A 21,284-nucleotide genomic window follows, 5' to 3' on the forward strand; every position below is an offset into this window, starting at 1 on the left:
CAGGCCTAATATGACTGTAATTTTAAACAGCCCTCGCACAAAGCTGCTTTGTGCCGGAGCCCTCTATGCCCTTATGTTTTTCGGCACCGCCCGGCATGCAGCAGCACAGCAACGCATTGTTGTACAGGAACTGCATGTAAAGGAAGGCAGCCTCTCCGCGGCCTTGCAGCAGTTACGCAAGCAAGCCGGTATCGACATCGTTTATGAAGCTGCCGCCATGGACCTGATCAAAGTACAGCCGCTGGACTTCAAACGGCAGACGGTGGAAACCTTGCTGCGACAACTATTACGCGGCACCGGGTACCAGTACTTCTTCAATGAAGGGGTGGTAGTGGTCAGAAAAGAAAAGCCGCTGACCAGCATCTCCGGAGTAGTCACAGAAGGCGCTACCGGCGCACCGCTGCCAGGTGTAAACATCCAGGTGAAAGGTACTGCCAATGGTACCGTATCAAATGTAAAAGGGAGCTTCTCCCTCAATGCCGACCCGTCCGAAGATACCCTGCTGCTGAGCTTTATCGGTTATAAAACAGAAAGGATTGCACTGGCAGGTCGTACAGCCGTGAACGTTAAACTGGAAATGAATTCCAGTACGCTCAACAGCGTGGTGGTGGTAGGCTATGGGCAAACCACCAAAGGCGACCTCACCGGCGCTATCTCCCATGTAACGGCAGAAAATTTCAACAGCGGCGTGCTTACCTCACCGGAGCAATTGCTGCAAGGTAAAGTGCCGGGGCTCAACATCACCCGCAGCGGCGATCCCAGCGCTACACCTACCGTGATCCTTCGTGGGCCGTCCACCTTCCGCAGCGGCGAAGCACAGCAACCGTTTTATGTGATCGATGGAGTACCAGGTGCTTCCATACAACTGATAGCTCCTGCGGATATCGTATCCATGGATGTGTTGAAAGATGCTGCCTCCACGGCTATCTATGGCGCACGCGCCGCCAACGGTGTGATCATGATCACCACCCGCCACGCCAAGCCTGGTCAGAGCTGGATCAACTACAACGGCTATGGCGCCGTGGAAAATGTATCCAACAGCATCCGCATGCTCACAGCGGACGAACTGCGTAAATACCTGAAAGATAACGGTAACACCCTCAATCCCTCCGATGAAAACAACGCCAACACCGACTGGCAGAAAGAAGTCACCAGACAGGGGATTTCCCATAATCATAATATCTCTTTCGGCGGTGGTAACGAAAAAACGGTGTTCGATGGAAGCGTGAACTACCTGCAGAACCATGGCATCATGAAAGGCTCAGATATGGAACGGCTCAATGTGCGTGCTAACCTGGAACAACGCGCCTTCAACGATCGCCTTAAACTGAACCTGGCCATCAGCAACAGTATCACCACGGAAAATAAAATTCCGGAGCTGGTGTTTCTCAACATGCTTACCTACCTGCCCACCACCAGCATCTATAATGCGGATGGCAGCTTCAAGGAAGACTGGTCGCGCACCCGTAACTACCTGAACCCGGTATCACTCGTGGTGAACAACAGCGATAAAACCAAAACCAAAACCATGCTCGGCACCGCCCGCGCTGAGCTGAAACTGCTGGAAGGACTCACCTATACCCTCAACCTATCCCTGCAGGATGAACAGATCAACCGCGATATTTATAATGGTCGCGCCTCCGGCCTGGCACAGGGACTCAATGGCCGCGCCATCCGCAGCGCCTTTGGTAATACCCGTAGTCTCCTCGAAACCTATTTCAACTACGGTGCACGCTTTGGTCAGCACGACCTGAAATTACTCGCCGGTTACTCCTGGCAGGAAGACCGCCGCGGCGACGGCTTCCAGACCTCCAACCAGGGCTTTGTTTCTGATGCATCTCTGGGTAACAACCTGAGCTACGGCAGCGCTCCGGCAGGCTACATCCCTGACTACGGTAAAACCCGCATCTCTACCTTAAGATTTATATCTTTCTATGGCAGGGCTAATTATGCTTACAAGGACAAATACCTCTTCCAGGCCTCCCTCCGCCAGGACGGCTCCTCCGCCTTTGGCGTAAACAACCGCTGGGCGCTGTTTCCGGCCATCTCCGGTGCATGGAAAATTACCAATGAGCCCTTCCTGAAAAGTACGGGCTGGCTGGATGAACTGAAACTGCGTGCAGGCTATGGCGTTACCGGTAACTCCCTCGGCTTCGACCCGCTCATTGCCGTAATGCGCTATGACCTGCAAGGGAAGTTTTATTACAATGGTAATATCCTCAGCAGCATCGCGCCTATTCAAAATGATAACCCTGATCTGAAGTGGGAGAGTACCGCGATGACGAACATCGGGGTGGATATGACTATCCTGAAAGGTAGACTGGGATTTGCTTTGGATGTGTATAATAAAATGACTTCCGACCTGATCTACAACTACAATGTGGCCAGCACCATGATCGTGAATACGCTGACTGCCAACGTAGGGAAAATGCAGAACAGGGGTATTGAATTTCAGGTAAATGCAACGCCTGTACGAAAAGGAAGATTCGCCTGGAACACCAGCGCCAACGTGGCACATAACAAAAACGAAATCGTGACCCTCTCCAACGATATGTTCTCTGTGAAATACATTGAAACAGCCGACCTTGGCGGGCGCGGACAGAGTGGGAACTATTCACAGCGACTCCTGGAAGGCATGCCCCTGGGTACTTTCTATACCATGCGCTACGCCGGAAAAGATAAGGATGGTTTATCGCAGTTTTATAAACCTGACGGTACCCTTACACGCGAATATAACAGCAGCTACCTGGTGCAAACCGGTAACGCACAGCCAAAGCTGCTGTATGGCTGGAGCAATAGCTTTACTTATGGCAACTTTGATCTGAACTTCTTCCTCCGCGGGGCATATGGTAGCCAAATCCTGAATGCCACCCTGGCTAATCTCAACGTGCCATATGGTTCTACCGCTACCAACCTGCCGTATTTTTCACTGACGGAATCCGCCAAAGATGACCGGGCTTACCTGCTCAGTGATCGGTATATCGAAAGTGGTTCCTACCTGCGGCTGGACAATGCTACCTTTGGCTACACCCTGCCACTGCACAGCAATTACCTGAAGAAACTGCGTGTATACGTATCCGGTAATAACCTGTTTGTGATCACCAATTACCGCGGCGTAGATCCGGAAATCAGTATGGGCGGGCTTACCCCGGGTATCGATAACAATAATTTCTATCCTAAAACCCGCTCTTTCCTGCTGGGGCTGAATGCATCTTTCTAATAACTGCTAACACCGATCAAGTATGAAAAAACTGTTTTTATATAGCGCTTTCATCGGAGCCACTGCCTTCACGGCCTGCACCAAGCTGGATGTGAAAGTGGAGTCTGAATATGTAAAAGAAAATTTCCCGACTACCCCTGACGGCTTTGTGGCTGTAGCCGGACCTATATATTCCATGCTGGCAACCGGCTATGCTATTGACTACTGGCGTTTGCAGGAGTTGTCCACCGACGAGGCCATTATACCCGCCCGCGATGGTAACTATGACGATGGGGGGCAATACCGTTTCCTTCACCTGCACACCTATACGAAAGATCATCCTACTGTCAGGAGTGTATGGCAATGGGGTTATGGCGGCATCAATGCCTGTAACCGCGTGTACAAAGTATTTCAGGATGCACCGAATAGCGACAGTAAACCTGCTGCTATGGCGGAAATACGTGCCATGCGTGCCCTGTACTACTTTTTCATGATGGATCTGTACGGCAACATACCGCTGATGGATAAGTTCAATACCGCAGAATTGCCCAGGCAGGCTTCCCGCGCGGAGATCTTCGCTTTCATTGAGAAAGAGCTGAAAGAAGTGTTGCCATTACTTACCGCTACCACCGGGCAGCTGACCTATTCCCGGCCTACCAAATGGCTGGCTTTTGCTATTCTCCAAAAGATGTACCTCAATGCGGAAGTTTATATCAGCAAAAGCATGTATAATGAGTCTGTGGCTATGGCCGACAGTATCATGGCCGGAAAAAAGTATAGTCTCGCCAGTGATTACATGACCCTTTTTGCGCCTGATAATGGTCCGCAGATCACCGAAACCATTTTCGCCATTCCTTACGATGCCAATGTGATCGAAGGGTGCCAGTTTGCCCGCTTCGGCCTCCATACCGGCTTGCAGTCGAAGTATCAGCTGCCATTCCGCCCGAGTATTGCCATGAGTACCATCTCTTCTTTCTACCAGAAATTTAACCTGCCAAACGATATACGTAATAACACCTGGCTGGCAGGTAAACAGTTTAATTTCGACGGAACACCTATCTACATCACCACCACCAACAAAGGGCTGGATGATACTTACAACGGGGCTGATCCGGGTGCTACCATCAAATGGCAACTGGAATTTTCGCCTGAGCTGCCACTGAAAAAAGTGGAAACCATGGATGTAGGTAACGACGAGCTGGGCAAAGCCCGCGGCGTGCGTAGCATCAAATACTATCCTGATAAAAACACCCATCCCAGCACCCGCAACTCTAATAACGATGTGCCGGTATTCCGCCTGGCGGATGTGATGATGATGAAAGCAGAAGCTATACTCCGTGGTGCCACCGCTACGGCTGTTGCCGGTGAAATTCAAACGGCGGATGTATTGGTCAATAAAATCCGTACCCGTGTAAAAGCTCCTGTGGTAACCAATGTTACACTGGATGAGTTGCTGGAAGAGCGTGCGAGGGAATTTGCCTGGGAAGCCTGGCGCCGCAATGATATGATCCGTTTTGGAAAGTATGAGGGTGCCTGGGGCTTTAAAACAAATGCCGAAACTTTCCGGAGGATTTATCCGATTCCGGCTACGGAAATTACGCTGAATGGCAATCTGACGCAGAATACCGGGTACTAGATATTTTCGGATTTAAAGGGTTGTCAACGGCAACCCTTTAAATCCGAAATCGCGTCTGCCGCAGGCGGATGCGATTTCGGACAAATAAATCTACTTATGAGAAAAATAGTCATACTACTCTTACTCATCAGCACTCACTTGCACGCACAAACGAAAAAATACCAGTCTGAATATGCCAAAGGCTATCGCGGTGGTTTTATCAGGGAGCAGGTTAGTCGTGACAACGCCCTGGAATTCGCCGTCATCGGTGACTTTGGCAGAGGAGGGGAATATTTTCAGAAAGATGTAGCAGCTACGTTGGCACAGGCGGTTACCGGCATTAATGCTGCTTTTATTGTAGCCACCGGTGATAATATCTATCCCGATGGCGTGGCCAGCCCCCAGGACCCGCTCTGGCGGATGTCTTTCGAGGATGTGTTTTATCAGTATCCGCTGCACCGGGCATGGTATGCGGTGTTGGGCAATCACGATTATCATGGCAATGCGCAGGCGCAGGTGGATTATTCCAGGGTGAGTCAGCGCTGGCATATGCCTGCCCGTTATTATGCGTTCAAACGAAAAATTGCGGGAGGGGATGAGGTCTTGTTTGTTTTCCTTGATACGAATACCCTCGACCCGGAGGCCTATACATCTCCCTATGCTAAAGAACTACTGGCACAGGATAGCACCATGCAAATCAGGTGGCTGGAAAAAACACTGCAGGACTCCGCGCGCTGGAAAATTGTGGTGGGCCATCATCCTTGTTATACAGCCGGCAACAGGGCATTGAATACCCCGCATATCAGGAATTCGCTGGAGCCGCTGCTGGAAAAATATAAGGTGGATATGTATATCAGTGGCCATGAGCATCATTTACAGTACCTGCATCCGCAGGGAAAGTACACCCGTCATTTTATTTCCGGAGCGGGGTCGGAGGCCAATGAACAGCTGCAACCGCGGGGTGCGTATGATTTTTTTGCACCCATTCAGGGTTTTATGACTTTTTCTGTGACGGCTGATAATGTGAGTGTGCAGGCGATCAGCAGGAAAGGGGAGGTTTTGAAAACCTTGAATTTTAATAAGCAGTAGTAAAATGCTTATCGTGGGGCTGACTAAAATGGGTATCATGGTGATGGAAATAAAACCGGGGTAACGCGGTTATTAGCGCCTTTTAGTCAGCCTCATTTCTTAAAACTCAATCTCCGTCACCGGGTCCCAGAAGACCTTTTTAAAATCCACCACCCGGTTGTTTTTCACCTGCACTTTTTCGGCTGCCAGCTTTTTGGCACGGGTGCCGTCATCGCCGCTGAGCTGACCAGAACTGTTTACTACCCGCTGCACCGGCACCGGTGGTTTTTGCCCATGTACAAAACTCATGGCGCGGCCTACCATTCTTGCGCCGGACTTCAGTCCGGCCGCTTTAGCTACCGCTCCGTAGGAGGTGACCCTGCCTTTGGGTATGCATCTCACGATATCAAATATGGCTTTATAAACGGTTTCTGTATCTGTTATTTTTGATGGCATATACCTGGTTTTCGTTTCGCTGCCAAGTTATTAAATTTTTGTTTCAGGGAGATAATAGTGGCCCCGAACGGTTGGATAAATCGTAACTTTGCGCCCTTCAAAGCTATTTTTTGTTCATCGTACATAGAGAAAATGTTAAATCTGTTTGATTTCAGTCAGAAGCCGGATTATAAAAATGAGATATTGGCCGGTTTAACGGTCGCCATGACCATGATCCCTGAATCCTTATCATTTGCTATCCTCGCTGGCTTACCGCCGCTTACGGGCTTATATGCTGCATTTATGATGGGGTTGGTCACGGCTGTTTTTGGTGGCCGGCCTGGAATGGTATCTGGCGGAGCGGGCGCAACCGTGGTGGTATTGATTGCTTTAATGAAATCACACGGGATCGACTATGTATTTGCCGCAGTGGCGCTGGCGGGCGTGTTTCAGTTGCTGGTAGGTGTATTCCGGCTGGCAAAATATATTGCCCTGGTACCTAAATCAGTGATGTATGGGTTTGTAAACGGACTGGCAGTGATCATTTTTATGGCGCAGCTGGAGCAATTCAAAGTAACGGTGGACGGCGCTACGTCCTGGCTGACGGGTTCCGCCTTGCTCACCATGGGTGCCCTGGTAGCGCTTACCATCGCTATCGTGCTGCTGCTGCCCAAAGTAACAAAAGCAATTCCACCTTCGCTGGTGGCTATTATTGTCGTTTTTGTGCTGGTCCTGGTATTGGGAATAAATACAAAAACTGTGAGTGATATCGCTTCGGTTAGCGGTGGATTTCCGCCCTTTCATATCCCAGTAGTGCCTTTCAGTTTTGAAACGCTGAAAATAATTGCCCCGTATTCCCTCGTGATGGCGGGCGTAGGGCTTACGGAAGGTTTGCTTACGCTGAACCTGGTCGATGAAATGACCAATACCAAAGGTAATGGTAACCGCGAAAGTATTGCGCAGGGGGCTGCCAACATGCTCAATGGATTTTTCAGCGGTATGGGTGGCTGCCCGATGATTGCACAAACGATGGTGAACTTATCCGCAGGCGCAAGAGCCCGGTTGTCAGGTATTATTGCGAGCCTGACGATCCTGGCGGTGGTGCTGTTTGGCGCCCCGGTGATCGGAAAAGTACCGATGGCCGCGCTTACCGGTGTTATGATCATGGTGGCGGCAGGGACTTTTGAATGGGCGAGCTTCCGGATCATCAACAAAATGCCGCGGCATGATATCTTCATCGGTATCTTGGTGGCAGTGATTACAGTGTTGCTGCATAACCTTGCGCTGGCTGTGCTGATAGGCGTGATCATATCTGCCCTGGTATTTGCCTGGCAGAGTGCCCAGCGATTAAAAATTAATAGCTATTCGGATTCCACCGGTATCAAGCATTACGAAATACATGGACCCCTGTTCTTTGGTGCGGTAGCGGGTTTTAATCAAACCTTTACTGTTGCAGAAGATCCGCAGCAGGTAATCCTTGATTTTAAACATAGCAGGATTGCGGATATGTCGGGTATTGATGCCGTACATGCACTTACGGCCCGCTATGCTGAAGCAGGAAAAAATCTGCAACTCAAGCACCTGAGCGATGATAGTCATTTGCTCCTGAAAAATGCTGCGCCGGTGATTAATGTAAATGTAATCTAGTATCGGCACGGTTTTTTTACAGCTATAGTAAAACCATTTGCTATGTCTGATAAAGAAAAACTCGAAAAAAAGGCGGAGGAGGAACAGAAAAAAAATGATTCACCTATAAAGCCTGATCCGGAAACGCTGGGCCCGGAACCACAGGAGAAAATGGAGGGCCCTGTATCTTCTATTATTAAGGATATTGCAGAAGCCGGTGACGATAATTTCGGTGAGGAACCGGAAGAAAAAGAGGAAGATACCAAGCAAAAAAAGGATAAGAAATAGTGCGCTATTTCTACAAAGTGACTCCGGCAATCCCCAATCGGGATTGCCGGAGTTTTTTATGGCTTCTTTTCTTCCTCTTCTGCATTATGTTTACTCATAGCTCCTTCTATGGCTTCTTCCACGGAGTGGGATTCCCGCAGGTGGATATGTTGTTGTGTGACTTCTACCATCTTGCAATAATATTTATGTAAGATATCAAGTTCTTCTTCGGAGAGGTTTTCGGCGTCAATCAGTCTGTTACTGGCCAGTTTGTTGGCAGCGATCAGTTCGTTTAGCTTCAGCTGAACGGATTTGGAGTCTTTATTCTGTGATTTCTGAATGAGGAAAACCATGAGAAAGGTTACGATGGTGGTGCCGGTGTTAATGACCAGTTGCCAGGTGTCAGAATAATTGAAAATAGGGCCGGTAACTCCCCAAACAATGACTACCAGCATAGCGGTGATGAATGCACCGGCGCTGCCGGTAATGGATACTGCTTTGGTGGCAAGGCCTTCGAAGAAACCGGTTTTAGACTGGCCTTTGCCGGGTACTATTTCCTGTTTTTGCATAACCGATGGTTTTATAATAGGATATGCAAAATTAAGACCACCGGTAATACTGGCTTTTAGCACCTGAAACTGTGGATGCCTGTACCCTTAGCGTGTATAAGAAAACAGCCCGTCGCGGGACGGGCTGTGTACATACATCTGGTTAACCGTGAATTACACGTTTCCGTAGCTGTTACTTTCTCCGCCATCAATGGCTATAATTTGTCCGTTAACATAGGTGCAGTCGTCGCTCAGGAGGAACGCTACCAGTTTGGCCACTTCCACGGGCAGGCCGAGCCGCTTGGTGGGATTGGCTTTGGCGTATTCTGATTCCGCAGCTTTAGGATCGGCGGGATTTACCTGTTTAAATGCTTCAGCTACCATGGGCGTCAGAATCGCACCAGGAGCGATGGCATTGGCCACAATGCCATGCCGGGCATATTCCAGTGCTACGTTTTTTGTCATACCCGCTACCGCGTGTTTACTGGCTACATAAGGCATTTGGTTCATTACGCCTCTTATACCGCCTACAGAGGCCACGTTTACAATATGTCCCTTTCCCTGAGACTGCATAATCGGTAGTACGTAACGCAAACCGTAGTATACGCCGAGCAGGTTAATGTCTACTACTTTTTTGAATACGTTGACGTCATATTCTGTAATCGGCGCCTGCCGGCCTTCTATGCCTGCATTATTGTAAAAGCCGTCGATACTGCCGAATATTTCTTTTGCCTGTTTTACATAGGCTTTCACCTGTTCCTCGTTAGATACATCTGCAAGAGCGATGCCTACTTTCCCGTTGGGATTTTTCTCACTCACCTGTTTTTTGGCATCTTCCAATGCTTTTTCGTTATAGTCCACCAGCAACACATTGGCGCCTTGTGTAGCAAATTCAATGGAGGCGGCCAGTCCCAGTCCCATGCCGGCGCCTGTTACAATAATGTTTTTACCTTTTAAATCAGCCATGATTTCCGTTTTCTGAGTTAACAACTGCAACTGGTAAATGTTCACAGTGTAGTTTTTAGGGAGATGTTAATTTTTCAGGTGAAAGTTGATTTCCCGTGGGGTTGTTGTGAAAAGTTAGTAATGCTAACTGTATTGTATATACGAAATTTTCATAGGTGTAAACAATGTGTAAAACACCGCTGATAAGTATGGTGACAGTAATTAATTGAAGTGGGAAGGCCTGACAGGTGTCTATTCAGGTAGGTGCTTGCTTATCCCATTGCTTCGTACGCTATCCTGCAAATTAATCACTGAACAGATCCTAGCGTCTTAATCCTACGGACCTATATTGTAATCCCTTAGCAATAAGCACAATAACACCATCTTCATAATTTTTCCGAAAATTTTTCAAAACTATTTTTTTTCAAACTCATTTTTCCTATCTTCAGTATCTCAATTGCTCAAAATAACTATACTGCTGATATGTCAACGTGTTTTGGAATTAATCCACTCCCATCCTGATAAATTTTACGCTGAACAACCGCCCCATGGCGTAATGGCTTCATTGAAGACAGGGGAGGATATTTTTGTAAATTTTAGTTTATGAAAAAGAAAAAAATCTCTTTGGAGAAAAAACTCACCCTCAAAAAACAAACAGTAGCAGCACTCAGCAAATCTGAACAACAATCCCTGGCAGGTGGTGCAGCCACACAGTTCTGCAATACCTATGATCCGCAGGAAACCTGTGAGACACATCCAAGACCAGGCTACCAGTGCGTTTGATGTTGTTACCCAAAGGATGTATGATGGCCGTTAACCCGCCTTCATTACAATAACATCCGTGTCAACAAAACCTGTAACCCGTAATCTTTAATTCCGATTTTGTTATGAGAAAAAGAAAACTTCCCTTAGAGAAAAAACTTTCTCTGAACAAGGAGGCAGTAGCCCTTCTGAATGCCAGTCAGCAAACGCAAATTGCCGGTGGAGCAGCAGCTGCTTCTGTTTTAATTGGATGTATGGTTACCAATCAGGCAACCTGTGTAACTATCCCTCCGGGACAGATGTACTGCATCATGTGCTAATAAAGTAATACGGTATTCGTTAACCTGGAAATAGCGTTCCTGCTGTGGTGCACAACAGCTAATGGCTATGCTATGCCCAAAACCCTGACTATCATGAAAAAGAAAAAAGTAGATCTCAGCAAAAAACTGTTGCTGAAAAAAGAGGCTATTGCCACTTTAAGTCCAAAGCAACAGTCTAAAATCGCCGGCGGTGCACCACTTACCTGGTGGAGTGCCTGCTGTGTTGAAACGGATGAAGTTACGTGTCCAATCGACTGCGTACGTTAATCTTACCCTCAAAAATCTGTTTATGAAAAAGAAAAAAGTAGACCTCAGCAAAAAGCTGATGCTCGGAAAAGAAACGGTAGCGCAGCTCAACGCAGAGCAGCAATATCGTATTAACGGTGGCGCTGCTACGTTACTCGCTACCTGTACGGAAGATACCCGTCTTATTTCCAGCTGCAGAGCAACCAGTCCGGGCCCGGGCAGGCCTTGCTGCCAGATCCCTTGATCGTAGCAACGCAACAGCAATTTTTTCACCAGGGAAAGCACCTCGCTTTTCCTGGTGTTCCAACCACACCAGATCTTACTCATGGAAGCAACAAAATTACAACTACGGCAGATTTATGAAGACCTGATCCCGGTACTGGATCAGCAACGTTACGGGGAGGAATATGCCAACAGCCTGTTCAAAGGCCCCTGGGGCGCCCTGTTGTTTATGTTCTACTATGAACAATACATCGATCCTGCCGCTGATCATGCCGCAGAACTGCTGGAAAAAATTTACGGCGCCTACACACCGGAAGAAGGTACCAACTACTCCTTCTGCTCCGGCCATACCGGCCCCTACTGGCTGCTGGAACACCTGAGCCGCCACCAGTTCCTGGATATGGACCTGCACGACCTTGCCGGCGACTTTGTAACCGCCACCATCGCACAGAGTAACCTGAACCTGCAATGGAAAAATTTCGATTTCCTCCATGGCAGTATCGGTATGTGTAATTTCCTGGTGCCGTTTGCTGCAAGACATGATGTAAGACAGCACCTGTCTGATTGCGTGGACCACCTGCTGGCTGCCAGTAAGCTTACACAAAAGGGGAGGAGTCTGCCCATCTTCTATACCCACGACAAACCAGTTGGCGAATACGTAGATGCTTTTAGTCTCGCACACGGCAGCTGCGCCGCCCTGATTCTGCTGGCTAAATTATACAACGCCGGCATTTCCCGCGATACCTGTGAGCTGCTGGTGACCGAATGCATGGCGTTTATCCTTAACAACAGGCTTACCCCCGTTTCAGATGAACTCAACGCACTATACCCCGCCATCCTCGATGGTAAATACGCCAATAGTAATAGTCGCCTCGCCTGGTGCTACGGCGACCTGAACGTGGCCTGGACACTCTGGTATTGTGGTGGTATTTTCAACAATACCGCATGGAAACAAGAAGCACTGGATATCATGCATTACAACATCCGTAGAAATAGCTACGAGTCCGCCGGAGTACTGGATAGCTGCCTTTGCCACGGTACCAGCGGCATCGCTGCCTTTTACCGCAAATTCTGGTTTGAAACAAACGAGCCGGCCTTTCAGCAATGCGCTGAATACTGGTATGGTAAGGCCGCATCAGAATTAACCTTCAGCGACGACCTGGCTAAAAACGGCATACTCGTTTGGAGAGGCAAAGATCAAGACTGGTGCTACTCCTGGGACCTGCTTGACGGCGGTGCCGGCGTTGGCCTGGCCTTAATGTCACGCCTGCACGAAAAACCGCTGACCTGGGACGAATGCTTCCTCTTATCCTGATTTTTTTATTCAACAAACTATTAGCAATGGCACTGTCGCATACCGGATTTTTTTTGTTGAGAAGCCCGCTTTACCCGGTAGACTATTACCGGCAAATACTGGAGAAATCGTTGCCTGAACTGCAGGCCGATCATCCGGATTTTCTTTACGCCCTGCACATCGCATCGAGGGAGCTACTGAAAGAAATGGAACGTTTTACTGCCTCCCCGGGTGAGTTCACGGATAAAAAAGTTGCTAAACTGCGTAAATCGCTCTACAAATACTGGGTGCGTGCCTGTACCCGCAGTACGCCCTATGGCTTGTTTGCAGGCTGTATCACCGGCAGCATCGGCAGCCATACACAATGGGAGCTGAATGCTGTCCACGAAGCCCGCCAGCATGTGCGGCTGGACATGGACTACTTTACCCGCATCTGCCATCACCTGCAGCAACATCCGGCCATTGCGCCACAGCTGCGTTACTATCCCAATAACAGCATTTACCAGAGCGGTAATAAATACCGCTATGCCGAATTTACAATCGTCAATAACAAACGTAAATACATGCTCACCGCCGTTCCCGTAACGGACTATCTGAAAGCGGCATTGCTGGCTGCCACAAATGGCGCCACCATGCAACAGATAGCAGCGGGCATGATGGCCACCGATGCTGCTATCTCCAATGAGGAAGCAATGACCTTTACAGAAGAGCTGATCAGCGCTCAACTGCTCATTGCCGAAACTGAGCCTAAGATAACCGATGTAAACAACCTCGGTTCCCTCATAGACCGCCTTTCGACCATTGATGATGTTAAAACCCTCCAAACCCACCTACTGTCAATACAACAACTTTTACAACAACAGAACCTTGATCCGGCGCGATTGCTGCAAATACAGGAGGCCTGCACCGCTGCGTTTCCCCTTGATCCTCCTAAAGACCTGCTGCAGGTCGACCTGTTCAAATCCGGTACCTGCACCATTGGTGAGCAGCTGCTCACACAGCTCCTCGAACAGGTGAGTGAACTCACCGCTATATGTCACGGCTATACGAAAGGAGGCAGCACTGATTTGTCCGCCTTTGCGGACCGCTTCCGGGAAAGATATGACGGAGAGGAAATTCCCCTTAACCTGGTACTGGATGCCGAAGCTGGAATTGGCTATGGACAGGCTTCCCAGCAATCCGTACATGCCCCCTTTGTGGAGGATATTCAAACAAATGCACCACCGCCATCCACCACCGTTAGCTGGTCCAAATACCAGCAATATACCCTTGAAAAATATGAGCAGTTTCTGCAAACAGGAACTACAGTGAATATCACGCCGGAAGAGCTGAAAGCATTTGGAGATCCTAACGAGCTGCAACTGGCAACCAGCAGTTACCTGTTTGGCTCACTGCTGGCGCAGAGCGCTGCCCATGCCGACAATGGCGAATTTACTTTTGTATTTCAATCAGCCGGCGGCCCCTCCGCAGCCAACCTGATTGGCCGCTTTTGCAGTGGTGATCCGGTGCTGGCGGAAAAAATGAAAGCTGCGCTCGCGCAGGAAGAAGCTGCGGTGCCGGATGCAGTGTTTGCAGAAATAGTACATTTCCCGGAAGCCAGAGCCGCTAATGTATTGATCCGGCCTTCGCTGCGGCAGTTCGAAATCCCGTTTATCGGAGTGCCTGGCGTGGCGCCGGCATATCAACTGCCAGTCAATGATCTGCTGGTATCCGTGAAAGGAAGTGAGGTGATATTGAGGAGCGCCCGGCTAAATAAACGCGTGTACCCAAGGCTAAGTTCCGCGCATAATTATAGCTATAATTCGCTGCCTGTCTACAAGTTTCTCTGCGACCTGCAACATCAGTCGCTGGTGTCAAACCTGGGCTGGGATTGGGGTGTACTAAACAGTCGCCCTTGCCTGCCGCGGGTGACCTACAAGAATATGATTGTGTCGCGGGCCTGCTGGAATATCCAACGCCAGGAAAAAGAGTCCGAGCCAATTACCATTAAAAACTTTATAGGGAGATATCAGGTGCCCGATAAGGTGGTACTCACAGAAGCGGATAACGAGCTGCTGTTGGATTTGAGTGCCCCGCTGGCATTGGAAATACTGGCGGATCATCTGAAAAAGCACGGGCAGGCGCGACTCCGTGAGTTCCTCGCTGATGCCCAGGCTGGTGTGCTGAGAGATGCTGCCGGCAACGTATATGCGCATGAGTTATTGATTCCCCTAAGTTTTCATAAAAAGCAGCAGGTTGCACCACAGCCGGTGCAGCAATCCTGGCAGGAGGTTACTCCGCCTCAGCGGACATTTGCTCCCGGGAGTGAATGGATGTACCTCAAAATTTATTGCGGCTACCGGGTAGCAGAGGAACTGCTCTCCGGCTACTTCGCAGATCAGTTGCCGGTATGGAATGATGACCGGCGTTTTGAGCAATTCTTTTTCCTGCGATACGGTGATCCGCACCCACATATCCGCATCCGGTTTCTCAATAGTAGTCAGCCCGGACTGAATGATGGCCTGCTGCACGAAATACAGCAGTACCTGGCGCCGTATATCGCAAATGGATTAGTACATAAAATACAAACAGATACCTATGTGCGTGAGTTGGAGCGATACTCCGCCGGGGCCATGGAAGCAAGCGAAGCTATGTTCTGGCACGACAGCTACGCAGTGATCAACATCATCAGCATGCTGGATGGAGCAGAAGGAGAGGAGTATCGCTGGAAGCTGGCCCTGCGTGGGATGCATATGATGCTGGATGATTTTGGATTAACACTTACGCAAAGGAAGAAACTATTAGGCAGCATACGCGAAGGCTTCCTGGAGGAATTTGGCGGAGCGGAGCTACTGCATAAACAACTAAACGATAAATACCGGAAACACCAACCTGAGATCACTTCCTACATGCATGCAGCAGCCGATGATGCCAATGATATTGCAGAAGCTATTGCCTGCTTTACAGAAAGAAGTGTACATAGTCGCCCGCTTGCAGCGCAGATAAGGACAACCTGTGGTAGTCCGGATGCCTTTACCCGCATTGTTGCGAGCCATCTGCATATGTTCATTAACCGGTTGTTTGTGGGCAAACAACGAAAGCATGAACTCGTGCTCTATCATTTTCTGGAAAAATATTATTTGTCACAACTGGCGATGGAGGCCGCCAACAGGTAATGGGATTTACTTTCTATAAACAACTGGATGCCATGGATTGCGGCCCTACCTGTTTGCGCATGGTAGCCAGGCATTATGGGCGTAGTTACCCGTTGGAGCATTTACGTGCCCTTTCCAATATCACACGGGAGGGAGTGAGTATGCTCGGCATCAGCGAGGCAGCGGAAAAAATCGGATTCCATACGAGCGCCGTCCGGATTACTTTTGAACAGCTGGATGAACAGGTCGATCTCCCCTGTATCCTCCATTGGAATCAGCAGCACTTCGTGGTGTTGCCACCGCAAAACTATAACCGGCATAAGAAGAAGGAGCAGCTGCTGGTAGCTGACCCGGGGCATGGACTGGTGAAAGTGGACCGCGATACTTTCCTGGAATGCTGGCAGGGAAATGCCAACACAGGGGTGGTGCTCATGCTGGAACCTACCAATGCATTTTATGAACAGCAGTATGCAGGAACGGTAAAAATGGGTTTCCGTTTTTTGTTGCAATACCTGCGGCCTTATAAAAAATACATTGGGCAACTGTTCCTGAGTATCTTCCTGGCCAGCTTATTGTCGCTCACCCTGCCTTTTCTTACACAAAGCCTGGTGGACTACGGGATCAACCGGCAGGACACCGGTTTCGTATACCTGGTACTGTTATCCCAACTATTGCTGTTTGCCGGTACTACGGCCATAGAAATGATTCGCAGCTGGATACTGCTGCATATGAATTCGCGGATTAACATCAATATAATTTCCGATTTCCTGATCAAGCTGATGAAGCTGCCTATCCGTTTTTTCGACTCTAAAATGATAGGGGACATACATCAGCGGATCAGCGATCACACCAGGATTCAGAGCTTTCTGACAGGAACCACGCTGTCTACACTTTTTTCGTTTGTAAACCTGCTCGTTTTCACTGGCGTGCTTGCTGTATACAGCTTAAAAATATTAGCAGTATTCGTAGTGTTTAGTGTGGCCGCTATAGTGTGGATTCTGTTTTTTTTAAGGAGAAGAAAAGCACTCGACTATAAGAAGTTCCAGCGCATGAGTGAAAATGAAAACGTGTTGTTTGAAATGATCACCGGCATGCAGGAAATAAAGCTAAATAACTGTGAAACCGCGCGAAGGTGGGAGTGGGAGCGGGTGCAGGCAGGTTTATTTCATATCAATGTGAAGAACCTGGCGCTGGGGCAGTACCAGCAGGTAGGCTCCGTATTTTTTCATCAGCTGAAAAATATCCTGATATCATTTATCACAGCAAGAGAGGTCATGAATGGCCACCTGACGCTGGGGATGATGCTATCAGTGAGCTATATCATCGGGCAGATGAATAGCCCGCTGGATCAGCTGCTGAGTTTTATTCAGTCCGCACAGGATGCCAGGATTAGTCTGGACAGGCTCGGTGAGATCCACAACCGCGAGGAAGAGGAGCGGGAAGGGCATATCTCGCTGAAGAAAAATATAAATGGTTTTGGTGACATTCGGCTCGAAAATGTTTCGTTCCGTTACGGCGGGGAGCAGTCGCCCTATATTCTCAAGGACCTGAACCTGGTCATTCCGCAGGGGAAAGTGACTGCGATTGTAGGTGCAAGTGGCAGCGGAAAAACAACGTTGATGAAGCTGCTGCTGCAGTTTTACGAGCCGGTGGAAGGAGAAATTTACGTGGGCGCTCATCATCTGCAGGACATCTCGCCCCGTTGGTGGCGGCACCAATGCGGAAATGTAATGCAGGATGGCTTCCTGTTTTCCGGCAGCATTGCAAAAAATGTAGCCATCAGTGATGAGAAGGTGGATCATGAAAAGTTGCTGCATGCCGTAACCACTGCCAATATACGGGAGTTTATAGAGGAGTTGCCGTTGGGCTACCAGACTAAGCTGGGTAATGCCGGCAATAACATCAGTGCCGGGCAGAAACAGCGTATTCAGATTGCCAGGGCGGTGTATAAAGATCCGGTGTATCTCTTTTTTGATGAGGCTACCAGCGCGCTGGATGCGAGCAATGAACGGATTATCATGGAAAACCTGGATCGTTTTTTTGAAGGGAGAACCGTAGTGGTGATCGCGCATAGATTAAGTACGGTGAAGCAGGCGGACCAGATTGTGGTCCTGGAAAAAGGGCGTATAGTGGAAACCGGTACTCATGGGACGCTGAGTGAAAAGAAAGGGAATTATTATTCACTGGTAAAAAACCAGCTGGAACTGGGAGGATAACTTATGGCAAAGGTAAACGGGCATTACGTCAACGGCAGTACGTTGCATGCTTCCCTGGAGGAAGTGCGCAGTGAGCCGGTGCAGGAAATTATGGGCAGGATGCCACCCTGGCTGATCAGGCAGGGTATCTTCATGCTGGGTATTATTATCGTAGGCTTGTTTGCAGGAGCCTGGTTTTTCAGGTACCCGGAAGTAACGCCGGCAACGGTTACCATTCTTACCCATGATCAGGTCAGCAGTGCCACCGGCAAAATTGCAGCCCGCGATGCGTGGCGCATGCATAATGGCCAGGAAGTGCTGATCCGCGTTACTGGTTACCCCTCGGAGCAATTCGGTTTACTTCGGGGGAAGGTAGCAGGGCTCCGCGCTGTTGAAACAGATTCCTTACTGACGGTGGATATTACCCTGGAGAAGGGACTGGTAACCACCAGCGGGCAGCAACTGCCGCCGCTGGTGCGAATGGATGGCACTGCGGAGATTACCACCGCGGTTACCAGCTTGCTGCAACGATTGCTCGGCAGGGCGATCATGGGTGGATAAATGCGCATTATATCAATGAAAGTCAAAATAGTATTGTTTGATTAACGGGTGAATACGTATGTTCGCAACATAACAGTGAATTATGAAGCAATTACGTATATGCCTTGTTGTTATAGCAGCTTTACTGCAGCAGACCGCACAGGCCCAGCAGCAGAAAAAGCATTACAATGTGCTGGTATTGCTGACGGATGATCAGCGGTTCAGTACCATTCATGCGCTGGGCAATGAAGAGATCATTACACCCAATATGGACCGGCTGGTGCGTAGCGGTACTACCTTCACGCAGGCGCATATCATGGGTTCACTGGGTGGCGCTGTATGTGCTCCCAGCAGGGCGATGCTGTTGAGCAGCCGGCATGTGTTCCAGGTACACCAGGATGGTGGCGTAATTCCTGGGGCGGATACCACCTTCCCGGAACTGTTTCGCCAGGCAGGGTATCAGACTTACGGCGTAGGTAAGTGGCATAGCGATTATGCTTCATTTAACCGCTCCTTTGCGGGTGGCGACAACATCTTTTTCGGTGGCATGCACACTGAAAAGGAAGGAGGGCACCTGACCCCCAAATTGAATCATTATGATTCAGCCGGGCGGTATAAGGCCCCTTTCAAAGGAACGCAGTTTTCCTCGGTGATGTATGCCGATGCTGCGGCGAAATACCTGGAGTCGCCCCACCAGGAGCCTTTCCTCATGTACGTGGCCTTTACCGCTCCTCACGATCCCCGGACGCCTCCTGCGGAATTTCTGGCGATGTACGATACTGCCCGGATCTCACTGCCGGCTAATTTCTACCCACAACATCCTTTTGATAACGGAGAGATGAATGTCCGTGATGAAATGTTGTTATCGCACCCTAGAAACCCGGGTGAGGTAAAACAGGAAATTGCAAAGTATTACGCGATGATCACCGAAGTTGATCATGAGATAGGGAAGGTGCTGCAGTCGCTGGAAAAAAGTGGTCAGCTTGAAAATACGATCATCGTGCTGGCGGGGGACAATGGGCTTGCGGTAGGACAACATGGGTTGCTGGGCAAACAAAATCTATACGATCATTCCATGCGGGTGCCGTTGATCTGGAGCGGCCCAGGCATCCCGGCCAACAAACAGGTGAGTGCCTACTGCTACCTGAACGACGTATATCCGACCCTGTGTGAACTCAATGGATTGCGCGCACCTGCCGGTATTTCCGGCATTTCACTCGCCAAAGGATTTACCTCAAATAGCTTTAAAGGCCGCAGGGAATTATTTACCACTTACTCCAATCTGCAACGGGCTATTACGATGGACAGTATGAAACTGGTGATGTATAATGTAAATGGAGCGCATCCCATACAGCTGTTTGACCTGCACAAAGATCCGCTGGAAATGAACAACCTTGCCGGCAACAAGGCGTATGCCGCCAAGGTGAAAACAATGACGGCTGCGCTGTATAAAGCGATGAAAGGATATGGCGATTTCTGTGATCCAGCCAAACCAGGGTGGGGGTATCCGGAGAAACTGACATGGGCGGAAGCGCTGAAGATTAATCCGTAATGCTGCCAGGTTTACAGGGCAGGACCTTCCCGGTAAACGCCGCCAGGTGTAGGGTGTCAGGACATGCCCTGTAAACGCTGCCATTTTTGCGAATTGCAATATTCCCCGTAGAGCCGCCATGCTGGCGGCTCTACGCTAAGTTCCTCGCTGAAATCTATTTAGTAATCCCTTATGGCGAATTGATATTAGGGAGATATCGGTAGAGCCATACCTGGCGGCTCCCCGCTAAGTTCCCCGCTGAAATCTATTTAGTAATCCCTTATGGCGAATTGATATTAGGGAGATATCGGTAGAGCCATGCTGGCGGCTCCCCGCTAAGTTCCTCGCTCAAAACTATTTAGTTATCCCTTATAGCGAGTTGACAGTAGGATGATTCCCGTAAATCCGCCATGCTGCCGACTCCCCGCTACTCTTTCTGATAAAGCCTTCTGTATTCCATGATTTTTTGTGAACTTATCTAGCTCCCTCCTTTGATGTTACCACTCATTTCGTATAATCCCTCCCGTGAGTCAAATTATCTTGTTAAATAACAACAATGCAATCTGGTGCACGGATAAATTTGCTATTTTTAAGCAACTTTAATTTTGTACTAAATGAATGAGGAGAAAGACAAGAATTCTTTCGGGATCTTGAAAAGCTTAAAGAAGCTCATTTTCGAAGACGACCCGAATGCAGTTCCCCCGCCAACATCTGCCCCGCAGCCTGTAGCCTCGCAACAAAAAGCACCTGTTACCTCAGCGGCAGTACCGCCACCGTTGCCTGTTTCGCCGCCGCCATTGCCGGGTCAGCAACCGTTGAGCGAAGTGAAACAGATGAAACTCAAAGTGCTGGAAATGCTGGAAAAGCTCAATGAGCCAGGCGTCGATTTCTTTGAAGTCTGGAACGCCGCCGCTGAAATGGGAGGCGTAGATGGCAACAACTTAAAGGCCGCCTACACTTCCCTGAAGTACGTCGACAAGTCGCTGGATAAGCAAAAACTCCTGCAGTCAGGACAGCATTACGCCGCTGAACTGAAAAATATTATTGACCGTGAAACCAGCCAGAAACAGCAACAGAAGCAGGCCGTAGAACAGGAGCAGGTAAGAGAAAGAGCTAACCTGGGCAACGAAATTCAGGAATTGGAACGGAAATTGAATGAACTGCGTCAACAATTAGAAATTAAACAAAAAAGTCTGAGAGAAATCAATAGTAAGTACGAACCGCAACTACGTGATATCGATGCTAAAATTGCGCTGGGTAACACCGCTGTAGCAGAAGTAGTCAACGATATACAGCAAGCATTACAACTCATTGAAAGTAACTTAATTTAAATGTCC

At 49.1% G+C, this 21,284-nt stretch carries 18 protein-coding genes; 15 read left to right on the forward strand and 3 right to left on the reverse strand.

Annotated elements, in window-relative coordinates:
• Positions 1-10 precede the first annotated feature (10 nt).
• The 3 genes from KW844_RS09120 to KW844_RS09130 all read left to right on the forward strand — a co-directional run bounded on the left by KW844_RS09120 (position 11) and on the right by KW844_RS09130 (position 5,903).
• Positions 11-3,220 (forward strand): SusC/RagA family TonB-linked outer membrane protein, encoded by a 3,210-nt coding sequence (locus KW844_RS09120; protein WP_218376418.1) that lies wholly within the window; start codon positions 11-13, stop codon positions 3,218-3,220.
• Between the two features lie 22 nt (positions 3,221-3,242).
• Positions 3,243-4,835, forward strand: coding sequence for a RagB/SusD family nutrient uptake outer membrane protein (locus KW844_RS09125; RefSeq protein ID WP_218376419.1), 1,593 nt, complete (start codon positions 3,243-3,245; stop codon positions 4,833-4,835).
• A gap of 96 nt (positions 4,836-4,931) precedes the next feature.
• On the forward strand, positions 4,932-5,903 hold the full coding sequence (locus KW844_RS09130) for a tartrate-resistant acid phosphatase type 5 family protein (RefSeq protein ID WP_218376420.1): 972 nt from the start codon (positions 4,932-4,934) through the stop codon (positions 5,901-5,903).
• A gap of 99 nt (positions 5,904-6,002) precedes the next feature.
• Here the strand turns inward: KW844_RS09130 and KW844_RS09135 are convergent, their stop codons facing one another.
• Positions 6,003-6,338 carry an MGMT family protein gene (locus tag KW844_RS09135; RefSeq protein WP_218376421.1) on the reverse strand — a complete coding sequence of 112 codons (336 nt, stop codon included), beginning with the start codon at positions 6,336-6,338 and terminating at the stop codon, positions 6,003-6,005.
• A gap of 132 nt (positions 6,339-6,470) precedes the next feature.
• On the opposite strand from KW844_RS09135, the gene KW844_RS09140 reads away from it, so the two are divergent.
• A complete protein-coding gene (locus KW844_RS09140) occupies positions 6,471-7,964 on the forward strand; it encodes a SulP family inorganic anion transporter (protein ID WP_255578318.1) in 1,494 nt (497 codons plus the stop codon).
• Positions 7,965-8,006: 42 nt separating this feature from the next.
• Positions 8,007-8,231, forward strand: a complete 225-nt coding sequence (locus tag KW844_RS09145) for a hypothetical protein (RefSeq protein WP_218376422.1) — start codon at positions 8,007-8,009, stop codon at positions 8,229-8,231.
• A 56-nt stretch (positions 8,232-8,287) separates the two neighbouring features.
• Here the strand turns inward: KW844_RS09145 and KW844_RS09150 are convergent, their stop codons facing one another.
• Together KW844_RS09150 and KW844_RS09155 are read right to left on the reverse strand one after the other, a co-directional pair.
• Positions 8,288-8,779, reverse strand: a complete 492-nt coding sequence (locus tag KW844_RS09150) for a low affinity iron permease family protein (RefSeq protein ID WP_218376423.1) — start codon at positions 8,777-8,779, stop codon at positions 8,288-8,290.
• A 153-nt stretch (positions 8,780-8,932) separates the two neighbouring features.
• On the reverse strand, positions 8,933-9,724 hold the full coding sequence (locus tag KW844_RS09155) for an SDR family oxidoreductase (protein ID WP_218376424.1): 792 nt from the start codon (positions 9,722-9,724) through the stop codon (positions 8,933-8,935).
• A gap of 582 nt (positions 9,725-10,306) precedes the next feature.
• On the opposite strand from KW844_RS09155, the gene KW844_RS09160 reads away from it, so the two are divergent.
• The 10 genes from KW844_RS09160 (at position 10,307) to KW844_RS09205 (ending at position 21,278) form a co-directional block, all read left to right on the forward strand.
• A complete protein-coding gene (locus tag KW844_RS09160; protein WP_218376425.1) occupies positions 10,307-10,486 on the forward strand; it encodes a class I lanthipeptide in 180 nt (59 codons plus the stop codon).
• Positions 10,487-10,590: 104 nt separating this feature from the next.
• Complete coding sequence (locus KW844_RS09165) at positions 10,591-10,785, forward strand: class I lanthipeptide (protein WP_218376426.1); 195 nt, start codon at positions 10,591-10,593, stop codon at positions 10,783-10,785.
• A 93-nt stretch (positions 10,786-10,878) separates the two neighbouring features.
• The gene (locus KW844_RS09170; protein ID WP_218376427.1) at positions 10,879-11,052 is read left to right on the forward strand and encodes a class I lanthipeptide; all 174 of its coding nucleotides are present in this window, start codon (positions 10,879-10,881) and stop codon (positions 11,050-11,052) included.
• A 22-nt stretch (positions 11,053-11,074) separates the two neighbouring features.
• Positions 11,075-11,275, forward strand: a complete 201-nt coding sequence (locus KW844_RS09175) for a class I lanthipeptide (protein ID WP_218376428.1) — start codon at positions 11,075-11,077, stop codon at positions 11,273-11,275.
• 81 nt (positions 11,276-11,356) lie between these two features.
• Entirely contained in the window at positions 11,357-12,568 is a 1,212-nt protein-coding gene (locus KW844_RS09180) for a lanthionine synthetase LanC family protein (RefSeq protein ID WP_218376429.1), read from the forward strand.
• A gap of 26 nt (positions 12,569-12,594) precedes the next feature.
• The gene (locus KW844_RS09185; RefSeq protein ID WP_218376430.1) at positions 12,595-15,702 is read left to right on the forward strand and encodes a lantibiotic dehydratase; all 3,108 of its coding nucleotides are present in this window, start codon (positions 12,595-12,597) and stop codon (positions 15,700-15,702) included.
• Positions 15,702-17,897, forward strand: coding sequence for a peptidase domain-containing ABC transporter (locus KW844_RS09190; RefSeq protein ID WP_218376431.1), 2,196 nt, complete (start codon positions 15,702-15,704; stop codon positions 17,895-17,897). The genes KW844_RS09185 and KW844_RS09190 overlap by 1 nt, the downstream gene beginning before the upstream one ends.
• Positions 17,898-17,900: 3 nt before the next feature.
• Positions 17,901-18,437, forward strand: a complete 537-nt coding sequence (locus tag KW844_RS09195; protein WP_218376432.1) for a hypothetical protein — start codon at positions 17,901-17,903, stop codon at positions 18,435-18,437.
• Positions 18,438-18,519: 82 nt separating this feature from the next.
• Positions 18,520-19,968, forward strand: coding sequence for a sulfatase-like hydrolase/transferase (locus KW844_RS09200; protein ID WP_218376433.1), 1,449 nt, complete (start codon positions 18,520-18,522; stop codon positions 19,966-19,968).
• 593 nt (positions 19,969-20,561) lie between these two features.
• Positions 20,562-21,278, forward strand: coding sequence for a hypothetical protein (locus KW844_RS09205; RefSeq protein ID WP_218376434.1), 717 nt, complete (start codon positions 20,562-20,564; stop codon positions 21,276-21,278).
• The last annotated feature ends 6 nt before the right edge of the window (positions 21,279-21,284 follow it).

The sequence above is a fragment of the Chitinophaga sp. sic0106 genome (assembly GCF_019219075.1).
GTDB lineage: Bacteria > Bacteroidota > Bacteroidia > Chitinophagales > Chitinophagaceae > Chitinophaga.

Coding starts and splice junctions, on each gene's coding strand:
- KW844_RS09120 (WP_218376418.1), top strand. CDS start 11: ATGACTGTAATTTTAAACAGCCCTCGCACAAAGCTGCTTTGTGCCGGA.
- KW844_RS09125 (WP_218376419.1), top strand. CDS start 3,243: ATGAAAAAACTGTTTTTATATAGCGCTTTCATCGGAGCCACTGCCTTC.
- KW844_RS09130 (WP_218376420.1), top strand. CDS start 4,932: ATGAGAAAAATAGTCATACTACTCTTACTCATCAGCACTCACTTGCAC.
- KW844_RS09135 (WP_218376421.1), bottom strand. CDS start 6,338: ATGCCATCAAAAATAACAGATACAGAAACCGTTTATAAAGCCATATTT.
- KW844_RS09140 (WP_255578318.1), top strand. CDS start 6,471: ATGTTAAATCTGTTTGATTTCAGTCAGAAGCCGGATTATAAAAATGAG.
- KW844_RS09145 (WP_218376422.1), top strand. CDS start 8,007: ATGTCTGATAAAGAAAAACTCGAAAAAAAGGCGGAGGAGGAACAGAAA.
- KW844_RS09150 (WP_218376423.1), bottom strand. CDS start 8,779: ATGCAAAAACAGGAAATAGTACCCGGCAAAGGCCAGTCTAAAACCGGT.
- KW844_RS09155 (WP_218376424.1), bottom strand. CDS start 9,724: ATGGCTGATTTAAAAGGTAAAAACATTATTGTAACAGGCGCCGGCATG.
- KW844_RS09160 (WP_218376425.1), top strand. CDS start 10,307: ATGAAAAAGAAAAAAATCTCTTTGGAGAAAAAACTCACCCTCAAAAAA.
- KW844_RS09165 (WP_218376426.1), top strand. CDS start 10,591: ATGAGAAAAAGAAAACTTCCCTTAGAGAAAAAACTTTCTCTGAACAAG.
- KW844_RS09170 (WP_218376427.1), top strand. CDS start 10,879: ATGAAAAAGAAAAAAGTAGATCTCAGCAAAAAACTGTTGCTGAAAAAA.
- KW844_RS09175 (WP_218376428.1), top strand. CDS start 11,075: ATGAAAAAGAAAAAAGTAGACCTCAGCAAAAAGCTGATGCTCGGAAAA.
- KW844_RS09180 (WP_218376429.1), top strand. CDS start 11,357: ATGGAAGCAACAAAATTACAACTACGGCAGATTTATGAAGACCTGATC.
- KW844_RS09185 (WP_218376430.1), top strand. CDS start 12,595: ATGGCACTGTCGCATACCGGATTTTTTTTGTTGAGAAGCCCGCTTTAC.
- KW844_RS09190 (WP_218376431.1), top strand. CDS start 15,702: ATGGGATTTACTTTCTATAAACAACTGGATGCCATGGATTGCGGCCCT.
- KW844_RS09195 (WP_218376432.1), top strand. CDS start 17,901: ATGGCAAAGGTAAACGGGCATTACGTCAACGGCAGTACGTTGCATGCT.
- KW844_RS09200 (WP_218376433.1), top strand. CDS start 18,520: ATGAAGCAATTACGTATATGCCTTGTTGTTATAGCAGCTTTACTGCAG.
- KW844_RS09205 (WP_218376434.1), top strand. CDS start 20,562: ATGAATGAGGAGAAAGACAAGAATTCTTTCGGGATCTTGAAAAGCTTA.